We start from the raw sequence: 14,225 nt of genomic DNA on the forward strand, positions 1-14,225 counted from the left end.
CCTTGCTGATGCGAGCTCGAAGCTCTGGATACCGTTCGGACTTAGCGGATGAGTGTGGAGGGCGCAGCGCAATCTACGTTGCAAGCTCAAGGCTTAAGGGTGGACACGGCTTGCAGCTCCTCCCCCGTGGATCAGTCGGGAACCATAGCCTCGTTAAAAGGCTGTAGTCGAGATACAAGGGTGGATGACGCTTGCCTGCGCGGCCCGATCCGTCCACCGCTCTATGATCGCAATGGTGGATGAAAAAAGCGTCATCCACCCTACGAACTGAGCGCCGCCGATCTGCAGGCGATCGACAGCACCTATCCGGCGCCGACGCGCAAGGCGCATTTGCAGATGGTTTAGGAGCGGCCATAAGCTTCAAGCCAGAAGCCGTAGGGTGGACGACGCTTCACCCGTCCACCACTCCGCGATCGCAATGGTGGACAAAAAGAGCGTTGTCCACCCTACGTCCTGCAGAGAGCGGGCGGGAGAGTTTAGCCGGCGACCAGCACGCGAATGGCTTCCAGGCGCAGGGCCGCCTTGTCGAGCATCGCCAGGCCCTGTTCGCGCTGCTGGCGCAGGGCCTCCAGTTCGCTGTCGCGTACGCTGGGGTTGACCGCCTGCAGGGCGGTCAGGCGGGCCAGTTCCTCGTCGGTCTCGGCGGCCAGGCGGCGCTTGGCTTCGTTCACCCGCTCGACATGGCGCGGCATGATCTTGGCTTCGCCGGCGCTGATCTGCGGGTTGAGGCTGTCGCGCTGGGCCTGGACGAACTTGTTGGCGCTGGCGCGCGGCACGCTTTCCAGCTGATCGTTGAGGGTTTCGAAGGAAACCTTGGAGGCCAGGTCGTTGCCATTGCCGTCGAGCAGGCAGCGCAGCGCCGCCGGCGGCAGGTAGCGGCCCAGCTGCAGGTTGCGCGGCGCCACCACTTCGCTGACGTAGAGCAGTTCCAGCAGCACGGTGCCGGGCTTGAGCGCCTTGTTCTTGATCAGCGCCACCGAGGTGTTGCCCATGGAGCCCGAACGCACCAGGTCCATGCCGCCCTGCACCATGGGATGTTCCCAGGTGAGGAACTGCATGTCCTCGCGGGCCAGGGCCAGGTTGCGGTCGTAGGTGATGGTCACGCCCTCGTCGTCGCCGAGGGGGAAGCTGGCGTCGAGCATCTTCTCGCTGGGACGCAGGATCAGCGCGTTGTCCGAGTGATCCTCGCTGTCGATGCCGAAGGCGTCGAACAACTGCTCCATGTAGATCGGCAGGGCGAATTGATCGTCCTGCTCGAGGATCGCTTCCACCAGGGCCTCGCCTTCACCGGCGCCGCCGGAATTGAGTTCCAGCAGGCGGTCGCGGCCGGCGTGCAGCTCGCTTTCCAGGCGCTGGCGCTCGGCGGTGGCCTCGTCGACCAGGGTCTGCCACTGGCCGTCGTCGGCGTTTTCCAGCATCGGCAGCAGGCGGCTGCCGAACTGCTGCTGCAGGGCGTTGCCGGTCGGGCAGGTGGCGAGGAAGGCGTTGAGCGCCTGGTGGTACCACTGGAACAGGCGTTCCTGGGGGCTGTTCTCCAGGTACGGCACGTGCAGTTGAATGCGGTGCTTCTGGCCGATGCGGTCGAGGCGGCCGATGCGCTGCTCGAGCAGATCCGGGTGCGCCGGCAGGTCGAACAGCACCAGGTGATGGGCGAACTGGAAGTTGCGCCCCTCGCTGCCGATCTCGGAACAGATCAGCACCTGGGCGCCGAACTCCTCATCGGCGAAGTAGGCCGCGGCACGGTCGCGCTCGAGGATGCTCATGCCTTCGTGGAACACCGTGGCCGGGATGCCGGAACGCACGCGCAGGGCGTCTTCCAGGTCCATGGCGGTTTCGGCGTGGGCGCAGATGACCAGCACCTTGAACTTCTTGAGCATCTTCAGGGTGTCGATCAGCCATTCGACCCGTGGGTCGAAGCGCCACCAGCGCTGTTCTTCCTCGATCTCCGGCTGCGCCTGGTAGCTGACCTCGGGGTACAGGTCGGCATGCTCGCCCAGGGGCAGCTCCAGGTACTCGTCCGGGCTCGGCAGCGGATAGGCGTGCAACTCGCGTTCGGGGAAGCCCTGGACGGCGGCGCGGGTGTTGCGGAACAGCAGGCGGCCGGTGCCGTGACGGTCGAGCAGTTCGCGGGTCAGGCGGGCGCTGGCTTCGATGTCGCCATCGGCGACCGCGGCGAGCAGCGCCTCGCCTTCGGCACCGAGGAAGTCGTGGATGGTCTGGTACGCCTGGGGCGACAGCCGGCCCTGATCCAGCAGCTCCTGCACGGCTTCGGCGATGGGCTTGTAGTTGGCGCTTTCGGCGCGGAACGCCTGCAGGTCGTGGAAGCGGTTGGGGTCGAGCAGGCGCAGGCGGGCGAAGTGGCTGTCCTGGCCGAGTTGTTCGGGGGTCGCGGTGAGCAGCAGCACGCCGGGAATGACTTCGGCCAGCTGTTCGACCAGGCTGTACTCGCGGCTGGCCTTTTCCGGGTGCCAGACCAGGTGGTGGGCTTCGTCGACCACCAACAGATCCCAGCCGGCGGCGAACAGCGCGTCCTGGGCCTTCTCGTCGTCGCACAGCCATTCCAGGGCGACCAGCGCCAGCTGCGCGTCCTCGAAGGGGTTGCTGGCGTCGCTCTCGAGGAAGCGTTCGGCGTCGAACAGCGCCACTTCCAGGTTGAAGCGCCGGCGCATTTCCACCAGCCATTGGTGCTGCAGGTTCTCCGGCACCAGGATGAGCACGCGGCTGGCGCGGCCGGTGAGCAACTGGCGGTGGATCACCAGGCCCGCTTCGATGGTCTTGCCCAGGCCCACTTCGTCGGCCAGCAGCACGCGCGGTGCGATGCGGTCAGCCACTTCACGGGCGATGTGCAACTGGTGGGCGATGGGTTGCGCACGCACACCGCCCAGGCCCCACAGCGAGGATTGCAACTGGCGGCTGGTGAATTCCAGGGTGTGGTAGCGCAGGGCGAACCAGGGCAGCGGATCGATCTGGCCGGCGAACAGGCGGTCGCTGGCCAGGCGGAACTGGATGAAGTTCGACAGCTGGGTTTCCGGCAGGGTGACGCTCCGGTGCTGCGCGTCGAGGCCGTGGTAGACCAGCAGGCCGTCGACATCGTCGACTTCCTGCACGGTCAGCTTCCAGCCCTCGAAATGGGTGATCTCGTCGCCGGGGGAAAAGCGCACGCGGGTCAGGGGCGCATTGCGGGTCGCGTACTGGCGGGTTTCGCCGGTTGCCGGGTAGAGCACGGTGAGCATGCGGCCGTCCTGCATGAGGATGGTTCCCAAGCCCAGTTCCGCTTCGCTGTCGCTGATCCAGCGTTGCCCCGGTTGATACTCCGCCATGCCTGTCTCCCGTATGAAAAAGCCGGCTATGGTAACGGAACGCCGGGCTCAGCCAAAGGCACATCGGTATCCCATTCGGCACTTAGTGATGGATGTCCGGTCGAAAGTGTAGTTAAAGTCGCTTGTTTCGAGGCCGACAAGACTCGAAAGGAGAACGCAACCATGTTGCCACCCATCCCCCACAGCCTGGTTCCGGTCACCGCCCAGCAGGACGTGATCAAGCCCCGGCCCGACGTTCCCCCGGTCACGCCGGTGTCGGAGACTGCTCAGGAGAGTGGGGTGAGCCTGGACAAGCGCCATCCGCAGGACATCGAGGAACGCCTGCGCGAGGAGCAACGGCGCCGTCAGCGGCGTGGCTACACCCCGGCCGAGCTGGCCGAGGGCGACGTGGCGGAGGACGACGAGCCGGCGCTCGAGGAACTGCCCCGCCAGGGGCTGTGGGTGGATGTCGAAGTGTGAACCCCGCCAGCCCCGGACGCGCCCTGCAGGGCGCTCTGTTCGACGATCCCGCGCCACGCTTGCCCGGTGCCGAGTTGAGCTACCAGCGTCATTGGCTCGACGCTGCCACCGCCGACGACTGGCTACGGCGTCTGCTCGACGAAACCCTCTGGCAACGGCCCGAGGTGGTTCTCTACGGTCGCCGCCACCCGGTACCGCGGTTGCTGGCCTGGTATGGCGATGCCGGAATCCGTTATCGCTACTCCGGCATGACCCATCAACCGTTGCCCTGGACGCCGCTGCTGGCCGAGATCCGCCGGCGGCTGGTGGAGGCCGTGGGCCAGCCGCTCAATGGCGCGCTGCTCAACTGCTACCGCAACGGCCAGGACTCCATGGGCTGGCACAGCGACGACGAGCCCGAGCTGGGGGCCGATCCGCTGGTGGTGTCCTTGAGTCTGGGCGCAACCCGACGCTTCGACCTGCGTCGCAAGGGGCAGCAGCGCATCGAACATTCCCTGCCACTGGAGCATGGCTCGCTACTGGTCATGGCCGGGCAGACGCAGCATCATTGGCAGCACCAGGTGGCGAAGACGCGCAGCCACTGCGCGCCACGCCTGAACCTCACTTTTCGTCTGATCCGGTCGCCGCTATGAGCAACGATGTGAAACTGATCGATTTCAACGCCGAGCGCGACAAGCGCATCCATGACCTGCGCGACAAGAAGCTCGAGGAAATGCGCCAGGCCTTCGAGCAGGCGATGCCCTTGGCCAAGGCCAAGAAGAAGTCCAAGGGCAAGCCAAAGAAGCGGTGACCGACACCGGGGGCCCCATGGCCTGCCCGCGGCAGGCTGTCGCGCCGCGGCCCCGAGCACCTTCTTTCCCGGCATCCCATTCGTGGATGCCGGCCTTGTTTCTGCCCACTCCAGCCACTTTCCGTTGACCTGGATCAGTGTCCTGCAGCCGCTGCGCCCAGGCGACGTGCGGCTCTTGACCTGGATCAATTGCGCCTGGCGCTGCGTTGCTAACGTAACGCCATACCCGAGCAGCGGATGCAGGAGGCGGTCATGTTCATCGATGGGGTGGTTCTCGCCGGAGTCGGCACCGTTGGCCTGGTGGTCGCGTTCTGCACAGGGGTTGGCTATTTCATCTGGAAGGACGCGCACAAAAAATGACCGGGAGTCATTTTTGACGTCGCTGGCGACGGCCCGCAGGGTGGCCGCCAGGGATGGCAGGCCACAAAAAATGGCCGGGAGTCATGTCTAACGTCGTCTGGCGACGGCCCGAAGGGGAGGGCATAAGGACGGGCCGCGCCGAGTTCCGGATTCAACGAGCACGCAAGGCATTTGGGCGACTTCGGTCGCCCTTTTTTTCGTCTGCGCGAAAGGGATCTTGCAGTTGCCGCTGCCTGCGGGGCTGTCCACGCCTGATCGGCCGGCGCCGATGGCGGCATGCGCTGGACAGGACATAGTTAGCTAGCTAATAATTACCTTCCTGCACAGGAGGCGAATCCGCTTCCTTCCAGCTATTTTCATATCAGCCCAGCCTCAGGTAAGCACCGTGCGTGATGCTTTGCTGGCGTTTCTCGCGCCCAGCCCGCAAGCCCTTCAGTTCGCCATCAAGACCCTGCTCGGCGGCGGTCTGGCGCTTTGGTGCGCCATGCGTTTCGGCCTGGAACAGCCGCAGTGGGCGCTGATGACGGCCTTCATCGTCGCTCAGCCGCTGTCCGGCATGGTGGTGCAGAAGGGCCTGGCGCGCCTGCTCGGCACCCTGGTCGGCACCTGCATGGCGGTGCTTTTCATGGGCTTGTTCGCCCAGGCGCCCTGGCTGTTCATCGGCGCCATGGCGCTGTGGCTGGGGCTGTGCACCGCGGCCTCGACCATGTTGCGCAGTGCCTGGTCCTATGCGTTCGTGCTGGCCGGCTATACGGTGGCGATCATCGCCTTGCCGATTCTGCACAACCCCTTGCTGGTGTTCGAGGAGGCCATCGCCCGCTGTACGGAAATTTCCCTGGGGATCGTCTGCGCCACGCTGGTCAGCGCGCTGCTCTGGCCGCAGCGGGTGGAGCGCCAGCTTAGCCGGCAGGCGCGCGATGCCTGGCAGGCCGGGGTGAAAACCGCCAACCAGGCGCTCAGCGGCGAGCCGCAGCCGCGCCAGGGGCTGCTCGAGGTGCTGGGGCGTATCGTCGCCGTGGATGCCCAGCGCGAGCACGCCTGGTTCGAAGGCAACCGGGGCCGGCAGCGCGCGGTGGCCCTGCGTGTGCTCAGCCGTGACCTGCTCGGGGTGTTGCGCCTGGCGCGCGGCGCGGCACGCCAGTGGCAGCAGTTGCGCGAGGACGAGCGCCAGGCGCTGGCGCCCTGGCTGCAACACGTGCGCCAGCGCCTGGACGATGCGGAATCCGAGGAGCTGCCAGCCCTGGCCGGGCAGTTGCGCGAGGTCGCCCTGCAACCCGGCTGGGCGCCGGTGCAGCAGTTCTGTCTGGAGCGCCTGGCGTTGCTGCTGCTGCGCGTGCAGACCGCGCGCGTTTCCTTGCTGGCGGTGGAGCAGGGCGCTGCGCCGCTGGATGCGCCGGCGGCGCTGTCCTGGCACCGCGACTGGCAGAGTGCGGCGGTATACGGTGCGCGCAGTGCGCTGACCTTTCTCGCGCTGTCGGCATTCTGGCTGGCCAGCGCCTGGACATCGGCGTCCGGGGCGCTGCTGCTGGGCGCCGTGGTCTGCAGCCTGTTCGCCAGTCGGGAGACGGCGCCGCAGATCGGCATGATGTTCCTGCGTGGCATCCTCTATGCCCTGCCGGTGGCCTTTATCGTCGGCCAGGTGCTGTTGCCGCAGCTGAGCGGTTTCGTCATGCTCTGCCTGGTGCTCGGCGTACCCCTGTTCTTCGGCGCCCTGGGCATGGCCAAGCCGGCGCTCGGCGCCACCTCGACCGCCTTCTGCCTGCATCTCATCGTGCTCTGCGCACCGCAGAACGTCATGCGCTATGACGTGGCTCTGTTCATCAACGAGGCCATGGCCATGCTGCTCGGCGTGGCCTGTGCCGTGCTGGCGTTCCATCTGGTGACCCTGCGCAACCCGGTGTGGCATGGGCGGCGCCTGCTCAGGGCGATCCAGGTGGATCTCGGGCGTCTGACACGGCGACCGCTGCGCAGCGCCGACAACTGGTTCGGCGGACGTATGGCCGACCGCCTGCTGCAACTGGCGCGGCATTACCCGGCGTTGCCGGATCAGGCCCGCAGCCGTTGGGACGACGGTGTCGCCAGCCTCGATCTGGGCGATGAGCTGGTGCACTTGCGTGGCTGCCTGGCCGCCGCCGATGTCCCGCTGGGCATGGCCGAGGAGCGCTTTCTGCGACACCTGGAGAGCGTGCTGTTGCGCGGCCCGGCAGCGCACCGCGCCGCCGCCCTGGATGCGGCGGTGGATGAGCTGCTGCTGGCGCTGCGCGCGGCCACGCCCAGTATCGACCGGCGCCTGGCCCAGGCCGCGCTGCTGCAATTGCAAAGTGGCTGGCGCCACTGGTGCGCCTTGCAAGGAGAACGACATGGGACTGCGTGAGTGGTCACTGGCTGGGGTGCTGCTCAGCCCGATGCTGATCTACGCCTTGCTGGCGCTGCTGCTGACCGGACTGTTGCGCATGGGCCTGCAGCGGGTCGGCGCGGCGCGCTGGATCTGGCACGAGGCGCTGTTCGACTGTGCCCTGTATGTCTGCGTGCTGGCGGCGGTGATTGCCGTGCTGGGACGCGGTTGAGCGGGTCTGACCGGAGCGACCGGCAGGCTGGCGTCGATAATTCCTGAGGAGATGGTTCAATGCGTGCGACGATTCGCGTCGGCGTCACCCTGGCGCTGGTAGCCGTGGCGCTGCTGGCAGGACACTGGATCTGGCAGCATTACCTGTATTCGCCCTGGACGCGGGACGCGCGGGTGCGCGCCGATGTGATCACCATCGCCCCGGACGTGTCCGGCTGGGTGGTGGCGCTCGAGGTGCGCGACAACCAGGAGGTCAAGGCCGGCGACCTGTTGCTGAGCATCGACCGCGAGCGCTACCAGGCCGCGCTCGAACAGGCCCGGGCGGTCGCCGACACCCGCCAGCAGCAGCTCAGCCTGCGCGAGCACGAGGCCGACCGGCGCGCCCACCTGGGGCCGCAGGCGATCAGCGCCGAGTTGCGCGAGAACGCGCAGATCAACGCGCAGATCGCTCGTGGCGAATTGCGCGAGGCCCAGGCGGCGGTCAAGGTGGCCGAGCTCAACCTGGCGCGCAGCGAGGTCCGGGCGCCGCGCGACGGCCAGGTCACCAACCTGCGCCTGGCTCAGGGTAACTACGTGCGTGCCGGTGAGCCGGTGATGGCGTTGATCGACAGTGCCTCGTTCTACGTGCAGGCCTATTTCGAAGAAACCAAGCTGCCGCAGGTGCGCCCCGGGGCGGCTGTGCAGGTATGGCTGATGAGCGGCGACGAACCGCTGTCCGGTGAAGTGGAGAGCATCAGCCGCGGCATCACCGACCGCAACGCCAGCCCGGATGGACAATTGCTCGCCGATGTCGAGCCGACCTTCAACTGGGTGCGCCTGGCCCAGCGCATCCCGGTGCGCATCAAGCTGCAGTCGGTGCCGGAACAGGTGCGGCTCAGCGCCGGCATGACCGCCAGCGTGCGGGTGATGGAGCAGTAGGGGACACGACCGAAGTGGTGGGAGGGGCTTTAGCCGCGATCCTGTAATCGCCTGATCGAGCGCTTCGCGGCTAAAGCCCCTCCCACAGCCGTGTAGGATGGGTGACAACCCATCGGAAATTGATGGGTTGCCACCCATCCTACGCGGCCCGACCCATCTACGGTCGGTTTGCTGCGCGACAGCGCTGCGTCGAAGACGCGGAGGCCCCTCCTACAGTCAGCCGCGTTGCACGCTCGCCGGTGTCCGGCGCATCAGCACCTCACCGTGGCGTACGGAGACCAGGGCATGGCCCTGGGTGCGGATCATCTCGTAATCGTCAGGCGCCGAGAGGATCAGCAGATTGGCCGGGCGGCCCACTTCCAGGCCGTAGCGCTCGCCCAGGTTGAGGGTGCGGGCGCTGTTGTCGGTGATCAGGTCGAGGCTGCGTTGCAGGTCGGCGTAGCCGAGCATGTGGCAGATATGCAGGCCGGCTTCGAGGATGCGCAGGATGTTGCCGTTGCCCAGCGGGTACCAGGGGTCGACGATCGAGTCCTGGCCGAAGCAGACGTTCATCCCGGCCCGGTCGATCTCGGCGACACGGGTCAGGCCGCGACGTTTCGGGTAGGTGTCGAAACGGCCTTGCAGGTGAATGCTTTCGGTGGGGCAGGAGACGAAATTGATCTTCGATATCTTCAGCAGGCGGAACAGCTTGGAGCAGTAGGCGTTGTCGTAGGAGCCCATGGCCACGGTGTGGCTGGCGGTGACCCGCTCGCCCATGCCGCGCACGCGGGCTTCTTCGGCCAGCACTTCGAGAAAGCGCGACTGCGGGTCGTCGGTCTCGTCGCAGTGCACGTCGACCAGGCAGCCGTTGCGTTCGGCCAGGTCCATGAGGAACTTGATCGAGCTGACCCCCTGGTCGCGGGTGTTCTCGAAATGCGGGATGCCGCCGACCACGTCGGCGCCCAGTTCGATGGCCTGTTCCATCAGGGCGCGGCCATTGGCATAGGACTCGATGCCTTCCTGGGGAAAGGCGACGATCTGCAGGTCGATCAGCTGGCGGGTTTCCTCGCGCACCTCGACCATCGCCCTGAGCGCGGCCAGGGTCGGGTCGGTGACGTCGACGTGGGTGCGCACGTGCTGGATGCCATGGTCGACCAGCATGTCGATGGTCTTCTTCGCCCGCGTCTTGGTGTCATCAAAGGTGACCAGGGCCTTGCGTTCGGCCCAGCGCTCGATGCCCTCGAACAGCGTGCCGCTCATGTTCCAGGCCGGCTCGCCGGCGGTGAGGGTGGCGTCGAGGTGGATGTGCGGTTCGACGAAGGGCGGCACCACCAGGTTGCCGGCGGCGTCCAGGTCGTCCGCCGCGGCGGCGACCGAACCCGGCTGGGGGGCGATGGCGGCGATCCGCGGGCCGTCCAGGTCGAGGCGATGGAGGCCTTCGCGGCCGCGCAGGCGGGCGTTGACGATGTTCATGGCTGACTACTCCTTGGCAGGCTGGGTGACGACAGGCGGCGGATCAGCAGGGCGATGCTGATGTTCAGGCGGTCGTGGGGATCGTTGAACGAGCAGCCGGTCAACGCTTCGATGCGTTGTATACGGTAGCTCAGGGTATTGCGGTGCACGCCCAGGCGCTGGGCGGCCAGGGCCAGGTTGGCGTTGTCGAAGAACCAGGCTTCCAGGGTCGGCATCAGCACCGGCTCGTGCCGCGAGTCGTCGCCGATCAGCGGACCCAGGGTGGCGTCGACGAAGCGGTCGAGCAAGGTGCGGTCGCGAATCGCCGCGAGCAGCTCGATCACCCCCAGCTCATTGAAACCGCACAGGCCCAGGCGCTCGGGAAAGGCCTGGGCGGCGACCAGCGCCTGACGCGCCTCGCCCAGGGCCTGGGCGAAGCGCGCCGGGCCGTGGCCGGCGCTGCTCAGGCCGAGGAACAGGCGCTGCGGCGCCAGCAGCGGATTGAGTTCGGCGAGCAGGTCCATCAGCGCCTGGCGGTTGCGCTGTTCATCGGCCGCGGCCGCGCAGGGCAGCAAGGCGATCCAGTGCTCGCCCTGGCCGATCAGCGGCAGGGCGTCGCCGAAGCCGTGCAGGCACTGTTCCACACGCAATTGCAGGCGCTGGCGGTTGTCCTGCAGCAGGCGTTCGCCACTGGGCGCGGCATCGGCCGCGAACAGCCGTTCGCTGCCCTGCAGCTTGAACAGCGCCACCTGGCGCGGAACCGCCAGCGGCAGGGCGAGGCTGTCGGCACGCTGGAGCAGCACCTGCAGGGACTGGTAGTCGCCCTCGAGCAACTGTTCGAGCACGTGCTGGCGCGAGCTGCCGAGCATCTGCTGCTGCACCAGCGCGGTGCCGATGGCCTGGGTGACCACCACCATTTTCAGTTGATAGGGCTGCTCCAGCAGCGGCACGCCAAGGCGTTCGGCCTCGGCGACCACGCTGTCGGGGATCGCCTGGATGTATTCGGCGCCGGTGAGGATCACCAGGCCGGCGGTGGCCCGCTCATGGGCCTGGCGCACCAGGAGCAGCAGATTGGCCTCGTCGCGCGGGTGGTTGATACCGGTGACGAACACCAGTTCGCCGCCCATCACCCACTCGGCGATATCGGCGTTTTCCGCGACATAGGGCCAGCGCACCGGATTGCCCAGCGCCGCCCGCCCGGCGCGCAGGCGCAGGCTGTGCAGGCCGGGCAGGGCGAGGACGTCGGCCACGCTCAGGTTCATGCGTCGGCGACCAGCTTGCGTGCGGCGCGCGCCTTGCTCACCTCGAACAGGGCGATATAGACCAGCACCGATACCGCGATGCCCACCAGGGGCGCGACCCAGGGCGAGAAGTAGGCGCACAGCGCGCCGGCGGCGTAGGCGCCCAGGCCCACCCAGTTGAAGGCGGGCAGGCGGGCTTCGAGCAGCAGCGGGTAGCGGCCCCGGTGACCGTAGAAGTAGTCGGCCATGATCACCCCGCCGATGGGCGGAATGATCGAGCCGAGCAGCACCAGGAACGGAATCAGCAACTCGTACATGCCGCCGATGGCCAGCAGCGTGCCGATGCCGGCGCCGACCAGGGTCACGCTCTTGCGCCGGCCGGTGCGCAGCAGGTTGCAGCCGGCGGCGGCGAAGTTGTAGATGGTGTTGTCCTGGGTGGTCCACAGGTTGAGGAACAGCATCACCACGGCGGCCATCGACAGGCCCTGCAGCACCAGCACTTCGACCATGTCCGGCTGCTGGTAGACGATGGCGCCATAGGCGCCGGCGACGATCATCAGGCCGTTGCCGAGGAAGAAGCCGACCATGCTGGCGAGCATGGCGATGCGTCCGCTACGGGCGAAGCGCGTCCAGTTGGTGGCCTGGGTCGCGCCGCTGACGAAGGTGCCGAAGACCAGGGTGATGGCCACGCTCAGGGTCATGCTCTGGGTCGGCTCGATGGCCAGCAGCGCGTCCAGGCCGCCGATGTCACGGGTGGCGATCCACAGCGAGCTGACCAGCAGCGCCAGCATGGCCGGCACGGCGATGCGCGAGAGGATGTCCAGGCCCTGGTAACCGATGAAGGCGGTGATGCAGAAGGCGAAGCCGAACAGCACCATCAACGGCAGGGTCAGCGCCTCCGGCAGATCGAGAATCTTCACCAGGACGATGGCGATGGTCGCCGTACCCCAGGCGTACCAGCCGATCTGGGTGAAGCCCAGCAGCACGTCGGACAGCTTGCTGCCGGCCTCGCCGAAGCAGAAGCGGCCCATCAGCACCGAATTCAGGCCGCTGCGGCAGGCGATCAGGCCGAGCACCGCGGCATACAGACCGAGCAGCAGGTTGCCGATGATCGCCGCCCAGATCAGGGTAGTGAAGTCGAAGGCCATGCCGATCTTGCCGCCGGCGAACATGGTGGCGGTGAAGAAGGTGAAGGAGAACAACATGATGGAGGTGGAAAACAGGCCTTTGCGGGCGCCTGCCGGTACCTCGCTCAAGGGATAGTCGCTGTCTTGCGTCATGGCCGGGCTCTGTCAGGGTGGGAGGGAGCCCTGTCCATAGCAGGCGACGTGCCAAAGCGAGGAAGGTGGCGGGCGTTACAAATGGCGTTGTGCGCCATGCACAAGAAATTACGCCGATCGAGCATTCTACGGGGTTTTCATTGTGCCATCGGAACAGTCTTGTTCCAGCGTGGTGCGCCTTGCCCACCCGCCTGCACCGCATGGGGGCTCAGGCGCAAGGGGCGAGACGCCGTATCGGCCCGGTAGCCCGGGTCGAGCGTAGCGACACCCGGGGAAGCGTTACCTGGCTATCGCCGCGCTTGACCCAGGCTACGAGCTTGCCGATGGCGCTCCGGCGGGCCCGGCTGTGGTCAGCCGATGCTGATCGCCGGCAGGGTCGTCAGCTCGACGGTCTGCTGCTTGCGCGGGGCGATGATTTCGGCCTCGCCGTCGACCACCAGATCGTCGTGCTGGTTGAACACGCGGGTGGCGATGCGCACGCGGAATTTCGGCAGCTTTTCCAGGATCTCCAGGCGCACGCTGAGGGTATCGCCCAGCTTGACCGGTTTTCTGAAGCTGATCTGCTGGCTGACATAGATGGTGCCGGGGCCGGGCAGGGTGCAGGCCACCGCGGCGCTGATCAGCGCACCGCTGAACATGCCGTGGGCGATGCGTTCCTTGAACATGGTGGTAGCCGCGTATCCGGCATCCAGGTGCACCGGGTTGTGATCGCCGGAGACGGCGGCGAACAGCTGGATGTCGCGTTCTTCCACGGTTCTGCTGTAACTGGCGGTCTGTCCGACTTCTAGGGCTTCGTAGGGCGTGTTGCTGCTTTGACTCATGCGTGAGGTTCCTGGGGTCGTGGGGTTCGCTGGCGGGGCTGCTGCAGGGCCTGCTCCAGCCAGTCGATCAGGTCGCGGGTGACCTCGTCGCGGTTGCGCTCGTTGAGCAGCTCGTGACGGGCCTGGGGATACATCTTCAGAAGGGTGCGGGCGTGCCCGGAGCGGCCGAGGGCGTTGGCCAGGTCCTGCAGGCGCCGGCCCTGGCTGAGCGGGTCGCACTCGCCGCCGATCACCAGGATCGGCAGCTCGGGATCGATCTGCGCCAGGTTGCGTGGCGGGGTGATGTGCTGCAGGCCGCCGAGCAGATCGAGCCACAGCTGGTTGCTGCAGCGAAAACCGCACAGCGGGTCAGCGAGGTAACGGTCGACCTCGAGCGGGTCGCGGCTCAGCCAGTCGAACGCGGTACGGTTGGGCCTGAAGGCCTTGTTGAAGGCGCCGAACGAGAGGCGTTCGATCAGTGCGCTGCGGCCCGTGGCGCCCTGTCGCCAGCGTTCGAAGCGGGCGATCAGCGCCGCCACGCGGTACAGCGCCAGCGGCTGGTAGTTGGAGCCCGAGAGGATGGCGCCTTGCAGGCTGCTGCTGTGGCGCATCAGGTAGGCCATGCCGATATAGCTGCCCATGCTGTGGCCCAGCAGAAAGATCGGGGTACGCGGGTGCTGCTGGCGGATATGGTGGTTGAGGCTGGCGAGGTCGTCGACCACCTGCTCCCAGCCGTCATGGTCGGCGTAATGACCGAGCGTGCCCTGTTCCGCCGTGCGGCCGTGGCCGCGCTGGTCATGCGCATACAGCTGCATGCCCGCGGCGACCAGGGCAGCGCCCAGACGCGCGTAGCGGCCGCTGTGCTCGGCCATGCCATGGGCCACCATCAGCACCGCTCTGGGGGCGTCTTCGGCGTACCAGTGATTGACGTACAGGGGCACGCCATCACTGCTGTCCAGCCAGAGCGTTCGGTGCAGCATGGCGATTCCTTGAGCCTGCGAATGGCGCGCATTGTAGAAGCTTTCCCCGAGGAACGCAGTGGCTGAAATTCACGGTATTG

13 protein-coding genes are annotated in these 14,225 nt (G+C 66.9%); 7 read left to right on the plus strand and 6 right to left on the minus strand.

Translation table 11 applies throughout. From position 1 onward, the window contains the following. Positions 1–476: 476 nt before the first annotated feature. A complete protein-coding gene (gene rapA, locus DNK34_RS23535; protein ID WP_131177705.1) occupies positions 477–3,320 on the minus strand; it encodes an RNA polymerase-associated protein RapA in 2,844 nt (947 codons plus the stop codon). Between the two features lie 162 nt (positions 3,321–3,482). On the opposite strand from rapA, the gene DNK34_RS23540 reads away from it, so the two are divergent. From DNK34_RS23540 to DNK34_RS23560, 7 genes are all read left to right on the plus strand, one after another. After that, positions 3,483–3,779 (plus strand): aspartate-semialdehyde dehydrogenase, encoded by a 297-nt coding sequence (locus DNK34_RS23540; protein ID WP_131177706.1) that lies wholly within the window; start codon positions 3,483–3,485, stop codon positions 3,777–3,779. A 35-nt stretch (positions 3,780–3,814) separates the two neighbouring features. Next, positions 3,815–4,411, plus strand: coding sequence for an alpha-ketoglutarate-dependent dioxygenase AlkB family protein (locus DNK34_RS23545; RefSeq protein ID WP_131177737.1), 597 nt, complete (start codon positions 3,815–3,817; stop codon positions 4,409–4,411). An 8-nt stretch (positions 4,412–4,419) separates the two neighbouring features. Further along, a complete protein-coding gene (locus DNK34_RS25520; RefSeq protein ID WP_165496932.1) occupies positions 4,420–4,569 on the plus strand; it encodes a hypothetical protein in 150 nt (49 codons plus the stop codon). Positions 4,570–4,821: 252 nt separating this feature from the next. Then, positions 4,822–4,929, plus strand: a complete 108-nt coding sequence (gene ccoM / locus DNK34_RS25900; protein WP_278248891.1) for a cytochrome c oxidase subunit CcoM — start codon at positions 4,822–4,824, stop codon at positions 4,927–4,929. 385 nt (positions 4,930–5,314) lie between these two features. Further along, positions 5,315–7,303, plus strand: a complete 1,989-nt coding sequence (locus DNK34_RS23550; RefSeq protein WP_131177707.1) for an FUSC family protein — start codon at positions 5,315–5,317, stop codon at positions 7,301–7,303. Further along, positions 7,290–7,496, plus strand: coding sequence for a DUF1656 domain-containing protein (locus DNK34_RS23555; RefSeq protein WP_131177708.1), 207 nt, complete (start codon positions 7,290–7,292; stop codon positions 7,494–7,496). Before DNK34_RS23550 ends, DNK34_RS23555 begins: the two co-directional genes overlap by 14 nt. 59 nt (positions 7,497–7,555) lie before the next feature. Continuing rightward, positions 7,556–8,413: an efflux RND transporter periplasmic adaptor subunit gene (locus DNK34_RS23560; protein WP_131177709.1), complete on the plus strand. Its 858-nt coding sequence runs from the start codon at positions 7,556–7,558 to the stop codon at positions 8,411–8,413. A 216-nt stretch (positions 8,414–8,629) separates the two neighbouring features. Here the strand turns inward: DNK34_RS23560 and codA are convergent, their stop codons facing one another. From codA to DNK34_RS23585, 5 genes are all read right to left on the minus strand, one after another. Beyond that, positions 8,630–9,865, minus strand: coding sequence for a cytosine deaminase (gene codA / locus DNK34_RS23565; protein WP_131177710.1), 1,236 nt, complete (start codon positions 9,863–9,865; stop codon positions 8,630–8,632). After that, complete coding sequence (locus tag DNK34_RS23570) at positions 9,862–11,106, minus strand: PucR family transcriptional regulator (RefSeq protein ID WP_131177711.1); 1,245 nt, start codon at positions 11,104–11,106, stop codon at positions 9,862–9,864. Before DNK34_RS23570 ends, codA begins: the two co-directional genes overlap by 4 nt. Next, on the minus strand, positions 11,103–12,365 hold the full coding sequence (gene codB / locus DNK34_RS23575) for a cytosine permease (protein WP_131177712.1): 1,263 nt from the start codon (positions 12,363–12,365) through the stop codon (positions 11,103–11,105). Before codB ends, DNK34_RS23570 begins: the two co-directional genes overlap by 4 nt. A gap of 350 nt (positions 12,366–12,715) precedes the next feature. Next, positions 12,716–13,186: a MaoC family dehydratase gene (locus tag DNK34_RS23580; RefSeq protein WP_131177713.1), complete on the minus strand. Its 471-nt coding sequence runs from the start codon at positions 13,184–13,186 to the stop codon at positions 12,716–12,718. After that, positions 13,183–14,145 (minus strand): alpha/beta hydrolase, encoded by a 963-nt coding sequence (locus DNK34_RS23585; protein ID WP_131177714.1) that lies wholly within the window; start codon positions 14,143–14,145, stop codon positions 13,183–13,185. Before DNK34_RS23585 ends, DNK34_RS23580 begins: the two co-directional genes overlap by 4 nt. Positions 14,146–14,225 lie beyond the last annotated feature (80 nt).

Origin of the sequence: Phytopseudomonas dryadis (genome assembly GCF_004327355.1) — a bacterium.
Taxonomy (GTDB): Bacteria; Pseudomonadota; Gammaproteobacteria; order Pseudomonadales; family Pseudomonadaceae; genus Aquipseudomonas; species Aquipseudomonas dryadis.

Coding starts and splice junctions, on each gene's coding strand:
- rapA (WP_131177705.1), bottom strand. CDS start 3,320: ATGGCGGAGTATCAACCGGGGCAACGCTGGATCAGCGACAGCGAAGCG.
- DNK34_RS23540 (WP_131177706.1), top strand. CDS start 3,483: ATGTTGCCACCCATCCCCCACAGCCTGGTTCCGGTCACCGCCCAGCAG.
- ccoM (WP_278248891.1), top strand. CDS start 4,822: ATGTTCATCGATGGGGTGGTTCTCGCCGGAGTCGGCACCGTTGGCCTG.
- DNK34_RS23555 (WP_131177708.1), top strand. CDS start 7,290: ATGGGACTGCGTGAGTGGTCACTGGCTGGGGTGCTGCTCAGCCCGATG.
- DNK34_RS23560 (WP_131177709.1), top strand. CDS start 7,556: ATGCGTGCGACGATTCGCGTCGGCGTCACCCTGGCGCTGGTAGCCGTG.
- codA (WP_131177710.1), bottom strand. CDS start 9,865: ATGAACATCGTCAACGCCCGCCTGCGCGGCCGCGAAGGCCTCCATCGC.
- DNK34_RS23570 (WP_131177711.1), bottom strand. CDS start 11,106: ATGAACCTGAGCGTGGCCGACGTCCTCGCCCTGCCCGGCCTGCACAGC.
- codB (WP_131177712.1), bottom strand. CDS start 12,365: ATGACGCAAGACAGCGACTATCCCTTGAGCGAGGTACCGGCAGGCGCC.
- DNK34_RS23580 (WP_131177713.1), bottom strand. CDS start 13,186: ATGAGTCAAAGCAGCAACACGCCCTACGAAGCCCTAGAAGTCGGACAG.
- DNK34_RS23585 (WP_131177714.1), bottom strand. CDS start 14,145: ATGCTGCACCGAACGCTCTGGCTGGACAGCAGTGATGGCGTGCCCCTG.